Source organism: Janthinobacterium sp. BJB301, assembly GCF_002735685.1.
Lineage (GTDB): Bacteria > Pseudomonadota > Gammaproteobacteria > Burkholderiales > Burkholderiaceae_D > Janthinobacterium > Janthinobacterium lividum.
The window spans coordinates 185,995-205,963 of record NZ_PDZJ01000007.1 but is presented as its reverse complement, the minus strand read 5'-3'; the positions used below and the strand labels follow the sequence as shown (position 1 = coordinate 205,963).

General features: G+C 62.1%; 17 protein-coding genes. 10 read left to right on the top strand and 7 right to left on the bottom strand.

Annotation, left to right across the window (positions count from 1 at the left end; genetic code table 11):
• Positions 1–46: 46 nt before the first annotated feature.
• The 3 genes from CSQ91_RS27560 (at position 47) to CSQ91_RS27550 (ending at position 5,654) form a co-directional block, all read left to right on the top strand.
• Positions 47–226, top strand: coding sequence for a hypothetical protein (locus CSQ91_RS27560; RefSeq protein WP_099390179.1), 180 nt, complete (start codon positions 47–49; stop codon positions 224–226).
• Between the two features lie 208 nt (positions 227–434).
• The gene (locus CSQ91_RS27555; RefSeq protein WP_070280113.1) at positions 435–2,141 is read left to right on the top strand and encodes a methyl-accepting chemotaxis protein; all 1,707 of its coding nucleotides are present in this window, start codon (positions 435–437) and stop codon (positions 2,139–2,141) included.
• A gap of 174 nt (positions 2,142–2,315) precedes the next feature.
• A complete protein-coding gene (locus CSQ91_RS27550) occupies positions 2,316–5,654 on the top strand; it encodes a DEAD/DEAH box helicase (RefSeq protein ID WP_257217499.1) in 3,339 nt (1,112 codons plus the stop codon).
• 156 nt (positions 5,655–5,810) lie between these two features.
• On the opposite strand, the gene CSQ91_RS27545 is transcribed toward CSQ91_RS27550, so the two are convergent.
• Together CSQ91_RS27545 and CSQ91_RS27540 are read right to left on the bottom strand one after the other, a co-directional pair.
• Positions 5,811–7,211, bottom strand: a complete 1,401-nt coding sequence (locus CSQ91_RS27545) for a heavy metal sensor histidine kinase (protein ID WP_099390177.1) — start codon at positions 7,209–7,211, stop codon at positions 5,811–5,813.
• Positions 7,208–7,918 carry a heavy metal response regulator transcription factor gene (locus CSQ91_RS27540; RefSeq protein ID WP_099390176.1) on the bottom strand — a complete coding sequence of 237 codons (711 nt, stop codon included), beginning with the start codon at positions 7,916–7,918 and terminating at the stop codon, positions 7,208–7,210. The genes CSQ91_RS27545 and CSQ91_RS27540 overlap by 4 nt, the downstream gene beginning before the upstream one ends.
• A gap of 138 nt (positions 7,919–8,056) precedes the next feature.
• Here CSQ91_RS27540 and CSQ91_RS27535 point away from each other — a divergent pair, with 138 nt between their 5' ends.
• Together CSQ91_RS27535 and uraH are read left to right on the top strand one after the other, a co-directional pair.
• Positions 8,057–8,551 carry a GlcG/HbpS family heme-binding protein gene (locus CSQ91_RS27535; protein ID WP_099390175.1) on the top strand — a complete coding sequence of 165 codons (495 nt, stop codon included), beginning with the start codon at positions 8,057–8,059 and terminating at the stop codon, positions 8,549–8,551.
• A gap of 11 nt (positions 8,552–8,562) precedes the next feature.
• Entirely contained in the window at positions 8,563–8,973 is a 411-nt protein-coding gene (gene uraH / locus CSQ91_RS27530; protein WP_099390174.1) for a hydroxyisourate hydrolase, read from the top strand.
• Positions 8,974–8,980: 7 nt separating this feature from the next.
• Here uraH and CSQ91_RS27525 read toward each other — a convergent pair whose 3' ends face one another.
• The gene (locus CSQ91_RS27525) at positions 8,981–9,679 is read right to left on the bottom strand and encodes a glutathione binding-like protein (protein WP_034781272.1); all 699 of its coding nucleotides are present in this window, start codon (positions 9,677–9,679) and stop codon (positions 8,981–8,983) included.
• Positions 9,680–9,856: 177 nt separating this feature from the next.
• On the opposite strand from CSQ91_RS27525, the gene CSQ91_RS27520 reads away from it, so the two are divergent.
• Entirely contained in the window at positions 9,857–10,282 is a 426-nt protein-coding gene (locus tag CSQ91_RS27520; protein ID WP_034781263.1) for a hypothetical protein, read from the top strand.
• A 4-nt stretch (positions 10,283–10,286) separates the two neighbouring features.
• Here the strand turns inward: CSQ91_RS27520 and CSQ91_RS27515 are convergent, their stop codons facing one another.
• The gene (locus CSQ91_RS27515; RefSeq protein ID WP_099390173.1) at positions 10,287–11,939 is read right to left on the bottom strand and encodes a methyl-accepting chemotaxis protein; all 1,653 of its coding nucleotides are present in this window, start codon (positions 11,937–11,939) and stop codon (positions 10,287–10,289) included.
• Between the two features lie 313 nt (positions 11,940–12,252).
• On the opposite strand from CSQ91_RS27515, the gene CSQ91_RS27510 reads away from it, so the two are divergent.
• Entirely contained in the window at positions 12,253–12,618 is a 366-nt protein-coding gene (locus CSQ91_RS27510; RefSeq protein ID WP_034781254.1) for a hypothetical protein, read from the top strand.
• Positions 12,619–12,653: 35 nt separating this feature from the next.
• Here CSQ91_RS27510 and CSQ91_RS27505 read toward each other — a convergent pair whose 3' ends face one another.
• Positions 12,654–13,082 (bottom strand): hypothetical protein, encoded by a 429-nt coding sequence (locus CSQ91_RS27505; RefSeq protein WP_099390172.1) that lies wholly within the window; start codon positions 13,080–13,082, stop codon positions 12,654–12,656.
• A 195-nt stretch (positions 13,083–13,277) separates the two neighbouring features.
• On the opposite strand from CSQ91_RS27505, the gene CSQ91_RS27500 reads away from it, so the two are divergent.
• Entirely contained in the window at positions 13,278–14,096 is an 819-nt protein-coding gene (locus CSQ91_RS27500; RefSeq protein ID WP_092613288.1) for an AraC family transcriptional regulator, read from the top strand.
• 53 nt (positions 14,097–14,149) lie between these two features.
• Here CSQ91_RS27500 and folE read toward each other — a convergent pair whose 3' ends face one another.
• Together folE and nudC are read right to left on the bottom strand one after the other, a co-directional pair.
• Positions 14,150–14,716 (bottom strand): GTP cyclohydrolase I FolE, encoded by a 567-nt coding sequence (gene folE / locus CSQ91_RS27495; RefSeq protein ID WP_034781250.1) that lies wholly within the window; start codon positions 14,714–14,716, stop codon positions 14,150–14,152.
• Between the two features lie 74 nt (positions 14,717–14,790).
• Positions 14,791–15,630 (bottom strand): NAD(+) diphosphatase, encoded by an 840-nt coding sequence (gene nudC / locus CSQ91_RS27490; RefSeq protein ID WP_099390212.1) that lies wholly within the window; start codon positions 15,628–15,630, stop codon positions 14,791–14,793.
• A gap of 293 nt (positions 15,631–15,923) precedes the next feature.
• Between nudC and CSQ91_RS27485 the strand changes: the two genes are divergently transcribed.
• Positions 15,924–18,269 carry a catecholate siderophore receptor Fiu gene (locus CSQ91_RS27485; RefSeq protein ID WP_099390171.1) on the top strand — a complete coding sequence of 782 codons (2,346 nt, stop codon included), beginning with the start codon at positions 15,924–15,926 and terminating at the stop codon, positions 18,267–18,269.
• A 384-nt stretch (positions 18,270–18,653) separates the two neighbouring features.
• A complete protein-coding gene (locus CSQ91_RS27480) occupies positions 18,654–19,967 on the top strand; it encodes a dicarboxylate/amino acid:cation symporter (protein WP_034781235.1) in 1,314 nt (437 codons plus the stop codon).
• The last annotated feature ends 2 nt before the right edge of the window (positions 19,968–19,969 follow it).

The following is a 19,969-nucleotide window of genomic DNA, read 5'->3' as shown; positions in this document are numbered from 1 at the left end:
GACGCCTGCACGTCAAGCTGCCGCAGGTGGGCAGCTGGCTCACTCCGTGCTGGCCGCATTGGCGCACGCGTATCCGCGGGCCGCGGCCCGCTTGCAGCCGGTGCTGGACGCGCACCGCCAGCACGACGGCGCCTTTCGCATCCTGTGGCCCAGCAGCCGCCACCTGACGCCGAAATTGCGCGCCTTCATCGACTTCCTGGCCACCCGCGTGTTTCCGGAAAGCTGAGTCCGCGTCCGGCGCCGCGCTCGTTGTTTCCACACGACAACTTATTTAATTTGCTACCAATTTTTAAACTTTTCGCGGACTTGATACAAGTTTTTGTATTGCAGTGCGGAATTTTGAGGAACAATTACAGGCTGGCCGCCCTTACGTATAAACCCGTAGCCCTGGCTTGTCCGACGTTTTCCCTCACTTCCGCAATACGAAAGCAATCATGTCACTCACACAATTCAAAATCGGCACAAGGCTCGGGATCGGGTTTGCTGTCGTTCTCGGCCTGCTAGTAGCCGTCTTGCTCGTCGGCCTGTATTCCATGGGGCAACTGAGCGCGCGCACGCACGACATCGTGGCCGACAAGAACGTCAAGATGGCGGCCGCCAATACCATGAGCGACAACGTGCGCAACATTACGCTGGCGATCACGAGCATCGTGGTGGCGCCGACGGAAGCGCTGGTGCAGGCGGAACTGGCAAAGATTGGCGAAGCGCGCAAGAAATATGGTGCCGCCAAGGAAACCTTGCAAAAGAAAATCTCGACGGACAAGGAAACGGCACTGATGGCCGAGCTGGACGCTGCACTGAAATCGGGCGCGCCGCTGAACAACAAGGTCATCGAGCTGCGCAATGCGGGCCAGACGGAAGAAGCGATCGCCTTCTTGACGCAGCAGGCGGCACCGAGCCTGAAGCGCGTGCTGGGCGCGCTCGACAGCCTGGTCGCGTATGAAGGCGAGCAGGCGGCGCAGGCGGCGACGGATGCCGAGACGCTGAGCGCCAGCGCGCGCGCCTCCATGATTGCCCTGGGCAGCGTGGCCGTGCTGCTGGGCGCTTTTGTTGCCTGGATCATCACGCGCTCGATCACCCGCCCCATCAATGCAGCCGTGGGCGTGGCCGAAACCGTGGCCTCGGGCGACTTGTCGTCGCACATCGTCGTCAATTCCAGCGATGAAACGGGCCGCCTGCTGGGCGCCCTGAAAGCCATGAACGACAGCCTGTTGGGCGTGGTGGCGCAAGTGCGCAACGGCACGGATGCGATCTCCACGGCATCGAGCGAAATTGCCGCCGGCAACCTCGACCTGTCGTCCCGCACGGAAGAGCAAGCCAGTTCGCTGGAAGAAACGGCGTCGGCCATGGAAGAGCTGACCTCGACCGTGAAGCAGAACGCGGACAATGCGCGCCAGGCCAACCAGCTGGCGAAAAGCGCGTCGGAAGTGGCCGTGCGCGGCGGCAGCATCGTCTCGCAAGTGGTCGACACCATGGGCACCATCAACGAGTCGTCGAAGAAGATCGTCGACATCATCGGCGTCATCGACGGCATCGCCTTCCAGACGAATATCCTGGCCTTGAACGCGGCCGTGGAAGCGGCGCGCGCGGGTGAGCAGGGCCGTGGCTTCGCCGTCGTGGCAACGGAAGTGCGTAATCTTGCCCAAAGATCCGCTGGCGCAGCGAAAGAAATCAAGGAATTGATCGCCGCGTCCGTCGCCAACGTGGACACGGGTTCGCGCCTCGTCAATGAAGCGGGCCAGACCATGGGCGACATCGTCGACAGCATCGTGCGCGTGACCGACATCATGGGAGAGATTACCTCCGCCACGCACGAGCAGACCATCGGCATCGAGCAGATCAACATGGCCATTGCCCAGATGGATGAAGTGACGCAGCAAAACGCGGCCCTGGTGGAAGAAGCGGCGGCCGCTTCGCAAAGCATGCAGGAGCAGGCGGGCGAACTGGCGCACGTGGTGGGTTTCTTTAAAACCGGCAACCATGTCGCCAGCGCACCCAAGCTGGCGCCTGTGCGCGCCGCACCGGCAGCGCCCGCCATTGCACGCCCCGCCGCCAAGCCCGCACCCGCGCGCAAGGCTGTCGCGGCCGCGCCGGCACGCCGCAGCAATGCTGCCGCCGAGAGCGAATGGGAAGAGTTTTAACCAATAGCAACGTCCTCCCCACGGGAAAGCCAGGCAGGAAGTTGCTGCCTGGCTTTTTTTCGTCCGCAATCACCACTTTTTTTGCGGCAAAGCCCGCGCAATAGGCAAAAGTGCAAAACGTGCACCGCGCATACGCTTTACAATCCTCGCTCGCTTTACAAAATATTGGTCATCATGAATCAGGCAGAACAGCAGCGCCTCCTGGCTATCCTGGAGTATTGGCACAAGATCGAATTCTTTATCCCGTTTGACCTGAATCAAATCACGGACGTTGAAGACCAGTCCACCGTGCGCCTCCTGCACCGCGAACAGCTGGCGCAATTGCCGCCGCAGTTCGCCACGCAATGGCAAGTGCCGTCCGACCGCGAGATCGACGGCTTCTCACTGTTCCTCGGCGTGTTCGACAAGGCCGAAATCAACAAGGCCTGTCCGCCGGCCAATGGCCCGGAAAACATGGCCGAAACAGAAAAAACAGAACTGCTGGGACGCTCGTGCTTTGCCCGCCTGAACCTCAATGCGCTGGGCGAGCCGCAATTCGACCCCGTGTCCGTGTCAACGTTGCCGTGGGCCCTGGGCCGCGCCCGCACGCCGGACTGGTCCGGCCTGAGCCTGGACGCCTTCAGCGACAGCCAGCTGGCGCTGCAGGATAGCCTGCGCAATTTCGCGGCAAGCCGCGCCCCGCAGCCAGTGACGGACGAGGCAGGCAATGTCTCGTCGCCCCTGTCCGGCATGGAAATCGCCGCGCTGGCCGACCTGCTGCGCGACTGGGCCGGCTTCCACCCGTCGGCAGGCCAGCCGCTGGCCGTGCTGGAATTGCGCACGCGCAAAAAACGCGCCGCCGTGACGGAAGCCGATGCGCTGGAGTCCAACCAGAACCGCAGCCTGGACTTTGGCGACGCGGTGGAACCATCGATCGATATCCTCAACAGTTTTTACCTCGACGACCTGGAGCAGATCATCCGCGCCTTGCGTGGCGGCAAGCTACCCGCGACGGTGGCCAGCTACCTGACCCCGCTGGCGCAGGATGAGCGCATCGACCTGTACAGCCCGGCCGGACGCCAGGCGCTGGCCGCCATGCTCAATCCGGCCCATATGAACCGCGGACACTGGCTGGAAGACGCCAGCTACGCCATGAGCCTGATGCAGCAGTTCGCCATCCACGGCGCGCGCACGGGCTTGAACGAACGGGGCATCTTTTCCGTCAACGGCCCGCCGGGTACGGGCAAGACGACCTTGCTGCGCGAATTGTTCGCCGACAACATCGTGCGCCGCGCCAGCGTGCTGTCCTGCCTGGACCGCGCCGGAGACGCCTTCATCGGCAAGGTGGCCGTGGCCTTCGAAGGCGTGCGCGACCCGATTACCATCTCCCGCTTGCGTCCGGAACTGACGGGCTTTGAAATGGTCGTCGCTTCGTCGAATAACGCGGCGGTGGAAAACATTTCCGGCGACCTGCCAAAACCGAAGCAGCTGGGCAAGGAATGGGCGCGCACGCGCTATTTTGAAAGCGTGGCGCGCCGGGTCGTGGCCGATGGCAACGGCGCCAACCGCGCCCTGGGCGAGACGGAAGCGCCATGGGGCTTGATGTCCTGTGCGCTGGGAAACAGCGCGAACCGCCGCCGCTTCGTCAGCAATTTCTATGACGACGACTGGGACAAGACCACGCCGCGCAAGACGCCGAATGCGCAAAATATCCGCCAGTGGCTGGCCAGCTACCAGGGCGTCAGCTTCGCCCAGGCGGCGCGCGAGTTCCGCGAGACGGAACACGTGGTGGAAAAGGCCCTGGCCGAGCACGCCCAATACGCGGCCCTGTGGCAAGCCGTGGGCACTTGCACGGAAGCGGACTTCATGCAGGCCAGCCAGCAAGCGCTGATTGCTGCCGAGCAAGAGATGGATGCGGCAAATGGCGCCCTGTCCGCCGCGCTGGCGCAGCAGGACACATTGCTCGCCAGCAAGAAGGAATTGCTGGAAGAAGAACGCCTGGTGGCGCTGACGCAGCCGGGCTTCTTTGCCCGGCTGTTCCGCACGGCACCGGCACGCGCCTTCAAGGATGCCGTCGTCGCCAACGCGGAAGCGCAGCGCCAGGCCGCGCGCGACGTGTCCGCCATCAAGCTGCTGCTGAAAGGCGAACTGGAGCCGCGCTGCGAGCGCGCCCGCAACAGCCTGCACATCGCCCTGCGCACGGTGCAATCGCGCCAGCGCGAATGGGATGACAGCACGGAACTGCTGCGCCGCGCGCGCATGCGTTTCCCCACCATCATTGCGCCGGCCACCCTGGACGAGCTGGACGGCGACGTCCTGCAAATTGGCGGCCTGTGGCATGAACCGGCGCTGGCGCGCCTGCGCTCGCGCCTGTTTGCCAAGGCCCTGGCCCTGCATGAAGCGTGGCTGGCCGAAGTGGCAAAAAAAGGCGGCCCCGGCTTTGGCGGCAACTTGCTGGCCGTGTCGAAATTGCTGAAAAACAAGCGCGCCTACGACCAGTCGCACATCGCCATGGTCTGGCACAGCCTGTTCATGGTCGTACCCGTCGTGTCGACCACGTTTGCCTCGTTCGCGCGCCAGTTCCAGGGCATGGGCCCCGAATCACTGGGCTGGCTGTTCATCGATGAAGCGGGCCAAGCACCACCGCAAACGGCGCTGGGCAGCCTGTGGCGCGCCAAGCGCGCCGTCGTCGTGGGCGACCCGCTGCAGATTGAACCCGTGTTCACGGTGCCGGGCCGCCTGGTGCAGACCTTGTCGGCCCTGTCGCCGCACACGCAGGACGGCAGCTACGCGCCAGGCAGTGTTTCCGTGCAGACTCTGGCCGACAAGGCCAACCGCTACGGCGCCGTGGTCGGCGCCAACGGCGAAAAACCCTTGTGGATCGGCAGCCCCCTGCGCGTGCACCGCCGCTGCGTGGAGCCGATGTTTTCACTGGCCAACAACATCGCCTATGAAGACAAGATGGTCTACGGCCTGAGCGACCGCACGCCGCCGGATGGCGCGCGGGGACTTACGCGTGGCCCCAGCCGCTGGATCGACGCCGTCGGCGCCGTCAGCTACAAGCAGGTTGTGTCCGTACAGCTCGACTTCGTGCTGGAAGTGCTGCTGAAACTGTACCGCCGCGACGGCAAGCTGCCCGACATGTATGTGATTACGCCGTTCAAGGCCGTGCGCAACGAATTGCGTTCGCGCATCATGGACCTGGACTGGGACCGCCGCCTCGGCTACGGCAAGGCGCCGACGACGCGCGAATTGCGCCAGTGGAGCAGCCAGATGGTGGGCACCGTGCACACCTTCCAGGGCAAGGAACAAAGCGTGGTGATGCTGGTCCTCGGCGCCGATGACAGCACGGTAGGTGCCGCGCAGTGGGCGGCGGCCACGCCGAACCTGCTCAACGTGGCCCTGACACGCGCGCAGCATTACGTGTACATCGTCGGCAACCCGTTGCTGTGGGGGCAGTTGCCGCACTTTGCGCCAGCGTGTGCGCAACTGGCGCATACGGGCATGCATGAGTTTTTGGTGGAAATGGGCTGACGGCCCCGAGACCATACGGGACCACGTAATCGGACAATATTATTGACGGCTCTTGTCGGATTACGCTTGGCTTCGCCTCGCTAATCCGACCTACCCTGTGCCGGAATGCGGCGTAGGTCGGATTAGCGTAGCGTAATCCGACACCACCCCAGTCAATTACGCCGGAAAAACCAGGGTAAACGTCGTGGCGGCCGCGTCGGACGCCACGGTCGCGCTGCCGCCGTGCAGCTGCATGATGGCCGTGACGATGGCCAGGCCCAGGCCGGTAGAGGCGGCCGAGTCGCTGCGGGCCGGGTCGGCGCGGTAGAAACGCTCGAACAGGTGCGGCAAGTGGCGCGCGGGAATGGCGGGGCCGAGGTTGCTCACGCTCAATTCCACGCCCTCGTTCGTCGCATGCGAGCGCAGCAGAATCGTGCTGCCTGGCGCCGCATGGCGGATCGCATTCGACAGCAAATTGCCCAACGCGCGGCGCAGCAGCTGCGGCTCGGCCGTCACATTGCCGCTGCCGTGGCAAGCCAGCGCCAGCTCGCGTTCTTCGGCCAAGCCTTCAAAGAAATCCGCCAGCCTTGCGAACTCGTCCTGCACGGGCAAGACTTGCTTGACGAGCACCATTTCATCCTGCTGCGCCCGTGCCAGGAACAGCATGCTGTCGATCATGCGCGACAGCCGTTCCAGCTCTTCCACATTCGACGAGACCAGCTGTTCATAGTCTTGCGCGCTGCGCGGGCGGGCCAGCATGACCTGGCTTTGCCCCAGCAGATTGGTGACGGGCGTGCGAAATTCATGCGCCAGGTCGGCGGAAAACTGCGACAGCCGCGCATAGCCTTCCTGCAGCCGCGCCAGCATGGCATTCAAGGCATGGATCAGCGGCAAGAGCTCCGTCGGCGCACCACGTGCATCGAGTTGCTGCTCCAGCTTGCCCGGCCGCACGAGGGCCGCGTGGGCGGCTATATTGCGCAGCGGCCGCAATCCTCGCAGCAGCATCACGCTCGACAACAAAGCCGCCACCAGCGCGCTGATGGCGACGGACACGACGATCTGCCAGCGGTAGGCGGCAAACATGGCCGTGCGGTCACCGTAGACCCGGGCGACGGATATGTCGGCCATCTGCGCCGGGTCGCCAATGCGCGCGCTGGCCGCCACCACCCTGGCCGGATAACCGTCGCGGCTGGTCCAGCTGACGATGGCGCTGTCCGTAACGGGCGCATCGACGGCCACGGGGACAGGATGCGCCACCGTCTCGCCGTTTGGATTGACATCGATCAAACGCGTGCCATCGGCGCGCACGATGCGGACCAGGGAATTTTCTTGCCCGCTCATGGTGTCGCGGAAATACTGGGGCCGCTCGCGGATGATGTCGAGGGTGCCCGCATTGCCCAACAGCTGCTGGATCTGCCGCAGTTTTCCCAGCAACAAAATGTCATCGCGGCGCTCGATTTCCGCGACGAACGAGCGGTACAAATGCATGCCCAGCCCGGCCGACACGAGCGCCACGATCAGCACGAACACGAGCGTGACGCGCAGGGTCAGCGAGCGGCGGAGTTGCGCCAGCTTCATTGCGTGGCGCCGCTGTCGGGCACGGTGGGCGCCCGCAATTCGCAGACATAGCCCATGCCACGCAAGGTGTGGATCAGTTTGGGTTCGAACGGGTCGTCGAGCTTGCTGCGCAGGCGGCGGATGGCCGCATCGATGACGTTGGTGTCGCTCTCGAAATTGATGTCCCACACTTGCGAGGCGATGATGGAGCGCGACAAGACCTCGCCCTGGCGCCGCGCCAACAGATGCAGCAAGCCGAATTCCTTGGCCGTCAGAGTGATGCGCTGGCCTTGCCGGCTGACCTTGCGTTTCATCACGTCGATTTCCATGTCGCCGATACGGATCACGTCGTCCTCGCGCGGCGGCCCGCGCCGCAGCAAAGTGCGGATGCGCGCCACCAGTTCGGCAAAGGCAAACGGTTTCACCAGGTAATCGTCGGCGCCCAATTCCAGCCCTTTGACCCGGTCCTGCACTTCGTCGCGCGCCGTGAGGAAAATCACGGGCACGTCCGCACCGCCCTCCTGCAGCCGCAGCGCACGCAAGACTTGCCAGCCATCCATGATGGGCAGCATGACGTCGAGCACGATCAAATCGGGCGTGTCGCTACTGGCCATGTGCAGGCCGTCGCGACCGTTGCGCGCCAGGCTCACCGTAAAGCCGGACTCGGCCAAACCACGCAGCAGGTAGTCGCCCGTCTTCGGTTCGTCTTCGATTACCAGGATACGCATGGCCACTTTCTAAAGAGAATATAAGACCATTCTACGCCGCACGCAGAGCGCCGCGGATGATAAAAATGTCATGCGGCGATCATCTTCGCGTAGGGTAACACTGGCCATACTGGCGTCACTTGATTCCCTGGACGCCACATGAAAACCCTTCTTTTCAGCAGTACCCTGCTGTGCCTGCTGGCCAGCCCCGCACACGCCCAGCTGCGCAAGGTCGATGATCTTTCTCTGCCAGCTGCCAACAAGCTGGCCGATGCGGCCATGGCCGCTTGCCTGGCGCAGGGCCGGCATATCGTCGTTACCGTGCTGGACCGTGGCGGCAATGTCGTGACGGTGCAGCGCGCCGATGGCGTCGGGCCGCACAACACGGAGGCCAGCCGGCGCAAGGCATATACGGCTCTGTCCACCAAGAGCGATACCTATGCGCTGGCCATGGCGGCCCGCAACAATCCGGACATGAGTAATTTGACCACCGTGCCGGCACTGTTGCTGCTGGGCGGCGGCCTGCCCTTGCGAGCCCTGGGCGAAGTGGTCGGCGCCATCGGCGTGGCCGGTGGCGGTGGCGCGCAGCAAGACCGTGCCTGCGCCCAGGCGGCGCTGGCCGCCATCCCCGAACTCGATTCCCCCACCCTTTGAAAGACACGACGATGACGTACCTGAAAAAGATCACCACCGCCCTGGCCTTCGCCAGCCTGTCCAGCATGGCCCTGGCCGCCGCCAATCCCTTGAGCGTGCACATCCTCGACTTGCAGAGCGGCCAGCCGACAGCGGGCGTGACGGTCACCCTGGAGCAAAAGAAAGGCGAAGGCTGGCAACAGTTGGCCAGCGCCGTGACGAATGCGCACGGGCGCATCGCGGCCATGTATCCGGAGGATGCTCCCATGCAGGCGGGCGACTACCGCATCGTGTTCAAGACAGGCGAGCACTATGCGCGCCTGAAACAGGAAACCTTCTTCCCGGAAATCCCCGTGCAATTCCACGTGGAAAAGACCGACCAGCACTATCACATTCCCTTGCTGCTCAGCCCTTTCGGTTTTTCCACTTACCGAGGAAACTGACCGTTGATCACGCCACCGTCTTCGCCGTCTGCCCGAACAGCACGCTTTTCGCGTCGCCGCTGACGGTGGGCTGCACATTGATTTCAGCCGCCCGCGCATACGCGCGCACGGTGGCGGGACGGGCGGCAATGGCAGCGAACCAGCGCGCCAGGTGCGGGAAATCTTCCAGCTTCTGGCGCTGGCGCTCGTGCGGCACGATCCACGGGTAGATCGCCATGTCGGCGATGGAATAGCTGTCGCCGGCCACGAATGCGCGGTCCGCCAGGCGCTTGTTCAGCACCCCGTATAGCCGGTTCGTTTCGTTGACGTAGCGCGTGATGGCGTAGTCGATGGGTTCGGGCGCATATTGCACGAAATGGTGGTTTTGCCCGGCCATGGGGCCAAGGCCGCCCATTTGCCAGAACAGCCACTGCATCACTTCGGCGCGTCCCCGCACGTCGTCCGGCAGGAATTGCCCGCTTTTCTCGGCCAGGTATTGCAAAATCGCGCCCGACTCGAACAGGGACAAGGGCGCGCCGCCATCTTCCGGCGCCTGGTCGACGATGGCGGGGATGCGGTTGTTCGGCGCGATGGCGAGGAATTCGGGCTTGAACTGCTCGCCTTTGCCGATATGCACGGGAATAATGTTGTAGGGGATGCCCGCTTCTTCCAGGAACATCGTCACTTTGTGCCCGTTGGGCGTAGTCCAGTAATACAGGTCGATCATCGTGGTCTTTCCAGGTAGATAAGTAGGGCAGGCGGCCTCCGCATCACTATTGTCGCGCCGCAACTGATATGCATGGATATAATGCCACGTAAGCGAAAAACAAGACGGCGCTAGCATTCACTAGCGCCGTCACGCAGGCATCCCGACATTCCCGAGCACCAACCAAGAAAGCCGACCATGCGCAAACTCCTGATCGTCACGCTGTCCGTCCTGCTGTCAGGCTGTGTCCAGGACTTCGCCATCTACATGTTCGATGGGCAAGACCATTCCCTGACCGTGCGCCGCCAGCAACGTTATTTTTGGCAAGATACCGTGGAAGTGCAGCTGATGGCGACCAATCTGCCGCAATGCCAGCGCCTGCATACCCTGTCGACGGATGCGCCAGCCGACATCACAGTCGAGCTGTTTGCCGCCGGCGATGGCATCTGGAATATCCGCATGGGCAAGCAGCTGTGGCAGGCGGAAACGAATACCTGCAATGCGCTGACGGAAATGGAAAACGACCCGAAAGCCGACCTGGGCCAGCCGGTCGGGCAATTCGTGGTCGTCGATGACAAGCTGGAATTCGAACCGGCGCCGCAAGCGGCGGCGCCAGCCCAATAAAGTCCTAGCGCGCCGCCAGGCTGCGCAGCGGCTTTTTCGCCACGGCGCGTGGCGCGCCAGCCGAACTTGCCGCCAGGCGCGGCGACGTCCCCGTCCCAGGCTCCTGCGCCGACAGCTTGAAGCGCGCCACCAGTTGCGCCAGCACGGCCGCCTGGTCCTGCATGCTCGACGCCGCGGCCGCCGCCTCTTCCACCAGTGCCGCATTTTGCTGCGTCACGCTATCCATTTCCGTGATCGCCTGGTTGACGTGGCCGATACCCGTGCTTTGCTCGTGCGAAGCGGCCGTGATGTCGGCCATGATGTCGGTCACGCGCGAAACGGAAGCCACCACCTGATCCATGGTCGTGCCCGCCTGTGCGACGAGCGTGCTGCCGGCCGCGATGCTGTCGACGGAAGCGCCGATGAGTTCCTTGATTTCCTTCGCCGCGCCAGCGGAGCGTTGGGCCAGATTACGCACTTCCGACGCCACGACGGCAAAGCCGCGTCCCTGCTCGCCGGCGCGCGCCGCTTCCACGGCCGCGTTAAGCGCCAGGATATTCGTCTGGAAAGCGATGCCATCGATGACGCCGATGATGTCGACGATCTTGCGCGACGATGCATTGATGGTATCCATGGTGCCGATCACTTGCGCCACCACGGCGCCACCCTGGCGGGCCACGGCGGAAGCGGATTGCGCCAGTTCATTCGCCTGCACGGCGTTGCCCGCGTTTTGTGTCACGGTCGAGGTCAATTCCTCCATCGAGGCCGCCGTCTCTTCCAGCGAACTGGCTTGCATTTCCGTGCGTGCCGACAAGTCCATATTGCCGCTGGCAATCTCGCTCGATGCCGTGGCGATCGTCTCGGCGCTGTGGCGGATTTCACTGATCGCATCGACGAGGTTGGCTTGCATGGTTTTCATTGCGTACAGCACGCTGTGGCGGTCGTTGGCATGCGTGCGCACGACGCCGCTCAAATCGTTATTCGCGATCTTTTCGGCCACGTCGGCCGCATACTCGGGATCGCCGCCCAGCGCATGGCGCAAGCTGCGGTTGATCACGATGACGACGGCGGCCAGCAGCGCACACACGAGTACCAGCACGCCCAGCGAAGTCAGCAGCGACTGGCGGAAGGCCGCATCGATATCATCCATGTACACGCCCGTCACGATGGTCCAGCTCCATGGCTTGTAGGCCACCACGCGGCTCATCTTCGGTTCCGGGGTCTTCTGGCCGGGACGGGGGAAATAATAGTGGACGAAGCCCTTGCCCGCATCGGCCTTGCCGACGGCAACGATGTCGCGGTACAGATAAGTACCGTTGGCATCTTTAAAATCCGACATGTTCTTGCCATCGGTTTGCGGTGCGGCGGGATTCATCACGACGACGGCATCGAGGTTGATGATGGACAAATAGCCGGTTTCGCCGAAACGCATGCTCTTGATGACGGCCGTGGCCTGCTTCTGCGCTTCTTCCTTCGTCAGGGCACCGCTGGCGGCCAGGTCGCCGAACATCTTGACAGCGCCCAGGCCCAGGTCGGCGGCATTGCTCAGGTCGGCGCTGCGCTCTTCGATGCGGATCTTGCGAACTTCCAGCGCGTTATAGACAAAAATAACGGTGATGCACAACAAGCTGCAAATCAGGGGAATCCATAACTTCTGCTGGAACGTCAATTTCTTCATGCTGTGTCTCCAACTATCTATTTGCGGCGATGGGGCGTGGCCCGCTTCCTGCCCGACAGGCCAGGAATGCGGCGGCGACGGTGCTCTGGCGGCACCGTTCAGACTGCTTCAGCATACGCTCGAACGACCGATATTTACAATGCCGGGAAGCAATGAATTTTGCCCAGTGTTGTTAATGCGTTGCGACAATTGATGAGAATTGATGCTGCATTGCAGTAAAAAAGCATGCAGATAGGCATCGGCAAGGCAGGCGGGGGTGGCGTGCCTGTGTCAAAATGCACGCCGTATACTCGACGAATCACGAAAGAACAGCATGACCAAGAATGAAGCCATGAAACGCATCAACGACCGCCTGGGCAAACCCACCCTGACGGACAAGAACACGCATTTTGCCAGCGTCGCCAGCTATGGCACGGACGAAGGCTGGTGGCTGAAGATCCCCTTCCTGACGTTCAAGCAGGAATTGCACTTCATCCTCAACAATGAAAAAACGAAAAGCTTCCAGCACCTGAAAATCGGCGCCAACCAGATCCTCAGCCCCGGCATGAAGTTCCGCAGCACGGGCGGCGCGGCCGACGCCTTCATGTCGGCCTCGGCGCCGAAACGCCTGGTCGACTTGCTCGACGGCGGCAGCAAGTACAACTTCACCAAGCATTTCGTCAACGACTATCGCTACTAGTCCCACCTGACCCAACGTGCTGCGCGTCGGTTGGGTCAGGCGTCGTGAGGCCTTGTCGGATTATTGTGGGGCGGCAGCCACGCCCTGAGCAAATGCTGGGCGATGTCGAGCGCGTCGTCGCGGCTGGTGCCGAAATGCAGGGGATAACCCCAGAACTTGCCGAACATCACGGCAAAGGCCTTGCCGGCCAGGCGCTTGGCGGCGCTCGGTTCGACCAGCACCATGCCCTGGATATACGCGCGGATGGCCGCCTTGTTCTGCTTCATCCATAGTGAAGCCCGCTTGCGCTCTTCCTGCGGGTGTTCATGCCCATCTTCGTCAAAGCCTTCCTCGCTGAGAATGACAAACGCCTGCCGGCGCGCCAGCAGCGCGTCGAACTGGGCAAACAGCACGTCGGCCTGGGTACCTGCCGCGCCGTCGCGGCGCATCCAGACGAGGGGAAAAGTGGATAGATCAAGCTGCATGGTAATGACTCCTTCAAGGGGGTTGCCGTTCCTCCTCACCTTCATCAGAACACGGGCGGCGGCGGTTGCCGTTGAAGCGGGGCTGCGGATGCCCATACGATAGCGTTGGCAGCGCTGCGCGTCATTGCATAAAATAGCCACAATATTATTCAATCCAGCCAAAGTAACCCCATGCCCCATCCCCTCTTGCCCAGCATGCTGACGGCCCACCTGGGTCTGGACGACGACGCCTCCATCCTCGATTTCGATGTCGATGGCGTGCTGCGCCCCTTGCTGGCCGTGGGCCTGGCCAGCGTGCCCGAGGATGCGGAGCAGGCGCCGCATCAGCACCGCAAGGGGCAGTTGCTGTATGCCACGCGGGGCGTAATTCATTGCGAGGTGGAAAGCGGCGTGTGGATCGTGCCACCGCAGTGCGCCGTGTGGATACCAGGCGGCCTGATGCATGCTGCGCAGGGCGTGGGCGAGGCGGAATGTTATTGCCTGTTTATCGAGCCGGCCATGGCGCCAGCCTTGCCGGCCGTCTGCTGTACCGTGGCCGTTTCGCCCTTGCTGCGCGAACTGATTGCCAAGGCGGCCGGTTTTCCCACCCTGACCGTGCTGCAGGGCGCGCAGGAACGCCTCGTGCTCACTTTGCTCGACGAGCTGGCGGCCGCGCCCGTGGAAGACTTGCATCTGCCGATGCCGCGCGATGCGCGCTTGCGCTGCCTGGCTTCCCTGCTGCTGGCGCAGCCTGCCGATAAAAGTACCCTGGCCGAATGGGCCAGCCGCATCGGCATGAGCGAGCGCAGCATGACCCGGCAGTCACTGGAGGAAATGGGCATGAGCGTGGGCCGCTGGCGCCGGCAATTGCACGTCATCCTTGCCTTGCAACGGCTGGCGCAAGGGCGCAGCGTGAAAGCGGTGGCGCTGGAACTCGGTTATGAAAATACCAGCGGTTTCGTCACCATGTTCCGCAAGGCCGTGGGCAAGCCACCGGCGCGTTACCTGGCGGAACGAGAATCCAAGAGGCTATAAAACGCATAAAAAAGGCGGCATATGCCGCCTTCATCTTGCATCGTCGCTGAAAATCAGACTTCGCGCGCCAGAGCCAGAAATTCCGTGCGCAGCGCCAGGTTCGGCTGCATCTCGCCCAGCATGGCCGAGGTGATGGTTTCTTCGCCCGGCGTGCGTATGCCGCGGCTTTCCATGCACAGGTGGCGGCAGCGTACGACCACGCCCACCGATTTCGGTTCCAGCACTTCCATCAGGGCATTGGCGATCTGCATCGTCATGCGTTCCTGCACTTGCAGGCGCTTGGAGAAGCAATCGACGAGGCGCGTCAGTTTCGACAGGCCGACGATCTTGCCGTTGGGCACGTAGCCGATGGTGGCCTTGCCAAAGAATGGCGCCAGGTGGTGCTCGCAATGGCTGTAGACGGGAATGCCGCGCACGACGATCAGCTCGTTGTACTGTTCCGCGCCATCTTCGAAGGCTTTCAACAAGTCCACCGGATCCTGGCCATAACCGGACGTCCAGTGTTTCCAGGCTTTTGCCACGCGCGCCGGCGTTTCCAGCAAGCCAGGACGCTGCGGATCTTCGCCAAGGCTGCTGATCAACCGGCGCCAGTCGTTTTCGGAGAATTCTTCTTGAGACATGCTAAACCACCCTAAAATTTTCAATTGCCGCCAGTATATAGAAAATGCGGCAAGCTGCCCGAGCAGTCCCCGCTTTACGACACTGCCGGCGGACGGTGGGCGCCGACCAGCAGCGCGGAAATCGACACGCTTGAACTCGCTTCCGGCCACGTATCGCCGGGGCCGAACCAGCGCGCCTCGGCGATTTCATTCTCGTCGAGGCGGATTTCGCCATCGAGGTAGTCGGCCGTAAACGCGATCATCAGCGAATGGGGAAACGGCCAGGATTGGCTCATGAAGTACTGCAAGTTATGCACGCGCAAGCCCACCTCTTCCATCACTTCCCGGTGCACGGCTTCCTCGATCGATTCGCCCGCTTCCAGGAAGCCGGCCAGCGGACTGAAACGCTGCGATGGCGAATGCTTGTGCATGGCCAGCAGCACCTGGTCGCCCTTGCGGATGAGTACCATCATGGCTGGCGAAATACGCGGATACGCGAGCATGCCGCAGGCGGCGCAGGTGAAGCAGCGCTCGCCAGGCGTGCGCTGCATGGGCGTGGCGCATACGCCGCAATGGCGGTGGGTGCGCGCCCACTCGGCCAGTTGCGCGGCGCGGCTGGCCAGGCCCAGGAAAGCGTCGTCGACGGCATTAAACAGCGAACGCATGCCGTGCCAGGCCAGAGTGCTATCGGCGGGCAACAGCTCCTCATCCGTCCAGACGGTCTGGCAATAACGGCCCTGCCACAGGCCCACGGGCTGGGCGCGGCTCAGGTCGATATCGAGCGCGGCCGCCTCGGCGGCATTGGGCAAGGACAGCTCGGACGTGCGCAACAATAAACGCCCGCGGTGAAAGACAAACGTCAGCGTCTGCTCGGCGGCCGGGGCCGGTTCGGGCGCATCGATCAGGGGAAAAAAGGCTTCGGGAGTTTGCAGCATGCTTGGCGGAAATTTGTAAAGGTTGCTCATCATACTCCCGCCGGCGGACGCCTGCGCGCATAGCAGCGGCCAGGCCGCAAAGCAAGCATTCATGGGCCATGACAGTGTTTTTTTTGCGGCACACCCAATCCGTTGCGTAAACGATACTGATAACGATTCTCATTTACGAAATAGCGCCCAGTTATTACAATACGGCCTATTCCGTCTCCATCGCCAGCCACTTGCCCGCGTGCCCAAGCACAGCGGCGCAGAGCCAGCCAGGAACCACTACCTGACCTTATCGAGAGAGCAAGATGGCAATCAAGAGCCGCAAACACGCCCCAACCCGTTTCAACCAGCACATCGGCGCCGCCCTGGCCGTGATGCTGCTGCCCGTCGCCGCCCAGGCGGCAGACCCGGCCGGCCAAAGCGCCCCCGCATCGCAGCAAACCCTGAACGAAGTCAAGGTCATTGGTTCCAAGGAAAACGACTTCAAGGCCGAAAAAGCCTCGTCGCCAAAATACACGGAAGAGCTGGTCAATACGCCGCAAACCATCGTCGTGATCAAGAAGGAATTGATCGAACAGCAAGGCGCGCTGACCCTGACGGATGCGCTGCGCAACACGCCGGGCGTCGGCACTTTCTTCCTCGGTGAAAACGGCAACACCAACACGGGCGACGCCGTCTACATGCGTGGCTTTGATTCATCCGGCAGCATCTATGTCGATGGCGTGCGCGACGTGGGTTCCATCTCGCGCGACGTCTTCAACATCGAGCAGATCGATGTACTGAAGGGCCCGGCGGGCACGGACAGCGGCCGCGGTTCGCCGACCGGCTCGATCAATCTGGTCAGCAAGACGGCCACCATGGAAAACAAATTCAATTCCCAGCTGACGGCGGGCAGCGGCAAGCAGAAACGCGCCACGGCCGACTGGAACCGCATCCTCGACAGCGATACCGGCACGGCATTGCGTCTGAACCTGATGACGCAGGACAGCGGCAACGCGGCGCGCGATGAAGTCAAGAACAAGCGCTGGGCCTTCGCGCCCACCGTCACCTTCGGTATCGGCAAGCCGACGCGCATCACGGCCAGCTACCTGCACGTGGATCAAAACAACGTGCCCGACGGCGGTGTGCCGACCATCGGCTTGCCTGGCTACTCGACGCCGGACGTCCCAACGAAGGACAAACCGATCATCCGCACCTACCTGAACAGCGCGGCCAAGGTCGATCCGAAGAATTTCTACGGTTCCACCTCGGACTACGACAAGATCAAGGCCGACATGGGCACCTTGCGCATCGACCATGATTTCTCGCCGAACGTGCAAATCCAGAACACTACGCGCTACGGCAAGACCCAGCAGGACTACCTGCTGACGGCCTTCATGGCCAACACCGCCAACCTGAATACTGACAAAGCTGGCGCAGTGAAAGACAATCCGTCGACCTGGACCCTGGCGCGCTCGCTGCGCACCGTCAAGGACCAGGAAAACACGATCCTGACCAACCAGACCGTGGTCAGCGCGCAATTCGACACGGGCGTGCTGAAGCACTCCCTGGTAGCCGGCGCCGAGTTCACCAGCGAAAAACAGACCAACTACAGCTATGTGCCCGCCAGCCTGGGCACCTTGCCGGCAGCGAACCTGTACAACCCGAATCCGCGTGACACCGTCACCGGCCATAACCCCGTACGCAGCGGCGCCTTCACGGAAGGCGAAGTCAACACGCAAAGCCTGTATGTCTTCGACACCATCAAATTCGGCGACAAGTGGCTGTTCAACGGCGGCGTGCGCTTCGACCATTTCAATACCACGTATGACGCCATCACCCTGCAAACGGCCGTGACTGCGCCTGCGGTACAGCCATTGCCAGTGGGCACGCCGATTCCTACCCACCTGACCCTGAGCGACACCCTGGCCAACGGCAAGATCTCGGCCATGTACAAGCCGACGCCGGACAGCAGCGTGTACGCCTTGCTGGCCACGTCGAAAGCGCCACCTGGCGTCAACTTCGCCCTGAGCGCCGCCGCCAGCAGCGCGCAAAACCCGAACTATGACCCACAGGAAACCATCACCAAGGAAATCGGCACCAAGTGGGACTTCCTGAAGCAAAAACTGTCGCTGTCGGCCGCCGTCTACCAGACCACCGTCAAGAATGAAGTGGAGCAGGATCCGGTGATCTCGACCATTTATTACCAGACCGGCAAGAAGCGCGTGCAAGGCCTGGAACTGGGCGTGGTGGGCGAGATCATGCCGAACTGGCTGGTCAGCGCCGGCTACACGCGCATGAATACCAAGGTCGAGTCGAACAAGGTCTTCACGGCCAGCGGCGACAAGAACCTCACCTACACGCCAAAACAGGCGTTCACCAGCTGGACTTCGTACACCCTGCCGTTCGGCCTGAAGATCGGCGGCGGCGCGCGTTACGTGGGTGAAATGCTGCGCGGCACCGATGGCGCCGTCGGCACGCCGGCCCGCGTGGATGCCTACTGGGTCTTCGATGCCATGGCAACCTATACCGTCAACAAGAACCTCGACTTGCAGCTGAACGCCTACAACCTGGCCGACAAGACCTATGTGGCGGCCATCAACAAATCCGGCTTCCGCTACACCCCGGGCCAGCCACGTTCGTTCAGTCTGACGGCGAATATCAAGTTCTAACGTCAAGAGAACACGCATTGCGTCACATCAAGCCCCTCTTCGGAGGGGCTTTTTTATTGTCCTGCCAATCTTGTCTTTTTGGCGCACCGCCGCCCTGCCGCGACTAGCGTATGAAAAGTCATACAGCGATATCACGCCGCGTCCAATATTTCGCGCAAGCATGCGAAGTTGCGACATCTAAACAACAAAAAAGCTTCCTTAAATCAACAACTTAAGAAGTTAGGTTCCAAATTCCCATTTCAGGCATATCCTTTGCTATGTACAGGTTTTGCTGCAAATAATCGCTGGCACGCAAGGGCTTGTTTTTGAGAAATATTGACTCCAAGCTTGAGTTGCTCGCTATCAATAATCCGCTCACAGCGGCGTTTCACCGGAGGAGTCAAAATGAAAAAGAAACGGCCATTAACCCTGTACATCCTGATTGCCATGATCCTCGGCATTGCCGTGGGCTATGGATGCAACACCGCCTTCCCTGATGCCAAGCTCAGCGCTCAGATCGCTGGCAATATTTCCATCGTCACCGACGTCTTCCTGCGCCTGATCAAGATGATCATTGCGCTGCTGGTGTTCTCCACCCTAACGGTCGGTATCGCCCACATGGGCGACGGCAAGACGGCGGGCCGTATCGGCCTGAAAGCCATGTGCTGGTTCGTCGTTGCCTCGCTGGTGTCGCTGGCGCTGGGCATGGTGCTGTCGAACCTGATGCAGCTGGGAACCAACCTCGGTTTGCCATTGCCGGACATCCACGCGTCGACGAATCTGAAAACGGCCGCCTTCACCTTGAAAGATTTCTTCACGCACCTGGTGCCGAAGTCGCCGATCGAGGCCATGGCCAACAATGAAATCCTGCAAGTGCTGGTGTTCTCGATCTTCTTCGGCGGCGCACTGGCCGGCCTGGGCGAATCGGGCAAGACCCTGACGGCCGTCGTCGACCAGCTGGCACAAGTCATGCTGCGCATCACCGGCACCATCATGAACCTGGCCCCGCTGGCCGTGTTCGCTGCCATGGCCTCCGTCATCACCACCCACGGCCTGGGCGTGCTGGTCACGTTTGCCAAGTTCATGGGCGGCTTCTACGTAGGCCTGCTGTGCCTGTGGGCCCTGCTGATCGGCGCCGGCTTCGTCGTCATCGGTCCGCGCATCTTCAAGCTCGTCGGCCTGATCCGCGAACCGTTCTTGCTGGCATTCTCGACGGCCAGCTCGGAAGCGGCGTATCCGAAACTGCTGACGGCGCTCGATCAGTTCGGCGTGGACCGCAAGATTTCCAGCTTCGTGCTGCCGATGGGCTACTCCTTCAACCTCGATGGCTCGATGATGTACTGCACCTTTGCCGTGCTGTTCATTGCGCAAGCCTATGGTATCGACCTGTCGATCGGCACCCAGATCACCATGCTGCTGCTGCTGATGCTGACCTCGAAAGGCATGGCCGGCGTACCGCGCGCCTCGCTGGTGGTGATTGCCGCTACCCTGAACCAGTTCAATATTCCGGAAGCGGGCCTGCTGTTGCTGATGGGCGTCGACCAATTCCTCGACATGGGCCGTTCGGCAACCAACGCGGTCGGCAATGCCGTCGCCACGGCCGTCGTCGCCAAGTGGGAAGGTGGCCTGGCCACCGAGGAAGAAGCAGCCGCGGCCAACGCGGCCAGCCAGAACACGGAAAGCCATTGGGGCGAAGCGGATCACGCTAGCAAAGCCTGATA

Excerpts from the sequence above, each read along its gene's own strand:
- CSQ91_RS27555 (WP_070280113.1), top strand. The coding sequence starts at position 435 with ATGTCACTCACACAATTCAAAATCGGCACAAGGCTCGGGATCGGGTTT.
- CSQ91_RS27550 (WP_257217499.1), top strand. The coding sequence starts at position 2,316 with ATGAATCAGGCAGAACAGCAGCGCCTCCTGGCTATCCTGGAGTATTGG.
- CSQ91_RS27545 (WP_099390177.1), bottom strand. The coding sequence starts at position 7,211 with ATGAAGCTGGCGCAACTCCGCCGCTCGCTGACCCTGCGCGTCACGCTC.
- CSQ91_RS27540 (WP_099390176.1), bottom strand. The coding sequence starts at position 7,918 with ATGCGTATCCTGGTAATCGAAGACGAACCGAAGACGGGCGACTACCTG.
- CSQ91_RS27535 (WP_099390175.1), top strand. The coding sequence starts at position 8,057 with ATGAAAACCCTTCTTTTCAGCAGTACCCTGCTGTGCCTGCTGGCCAGC.
- uraH (WP_099390174.1), top strand. The coding sequence starts at position 8,563 with ATGACGTACCTGAAAAAGATCACCACCGCCCTGGCCTTCGCCAGCCTG.
- CSQ91_RS27525 (WP_034781272.1), bottom strand. The coding sequence starts at position 9,679 with ATGATCGACCTGTATTACTGGACTACGCCCAACGGGCACAAAGTGACG.
- CSQ91_RS27520 (WP_034781263.1), top strand. The coding sequence starts at position 9,857 with ATGCGCAAACTCCTGATCGTCACGCTGTCCGTCCTGCTGTCAGGCTGT.
- CSQ91_RS27515 (WP_099390173.1), bottom strand. The coding sequence starts at position 11,939 with ATGAAGAAATTGACGTTCCAGCAGAAGTTATGGATTCCCCTGATTTGC.
- CSQ91_RS27510 (WP_034781254.1), top strand. The coding sequence starts at position 12,253 with ATGACCAAGAATGAAGCCATGAAACGCATCAACGACCGCCTGGGCAAA.
- CSQ91_RS27505 (WP_099390172.1), bottom strand. The coding sequence starts at position 13,082 with ATGCAGCTTGATCTATCCACTTTTCCCCTCGTCTGGATGCGCCGCGAC.
- CSQ91_RS27500 (WP_092613288.1), top strand. The coding sequence starts at position 13,278 with ATGCTGACGGCCCACCTGGGTCTGGACGACGACGCCTCCATCCTCGAT.
- folE (WP_034781250.1), bottom strand. The coding sequence starts at position 14,716 with ATGTCTCAAGAAGAATTCTCCGAAAACGACTGGCGCCGGTTGATCAGC.
- nudC (WP_099390212.1), bottom strand. The coding sequence starts at position 15,630 with ATGCTGCAAACTCCCGAAGCCTTTTTTCCCCTGATCGATGCGCCCGAA.
- CSQ91_RS27485 (WP_099390171.1), top strand. The coding sequence starts at position 15,924 with ATGGCAATCAAGAGCCGCAAACACGCCCCAACCCGTTTCAACCAGCAC.
- CSQ91_RS27480 (WP_034781235.1), top strand. The coding sequence starts at position 18,654 with ATGAAAAAGAAACGGCCATTAACCCTGTACATCCTGATTGCCATGATC.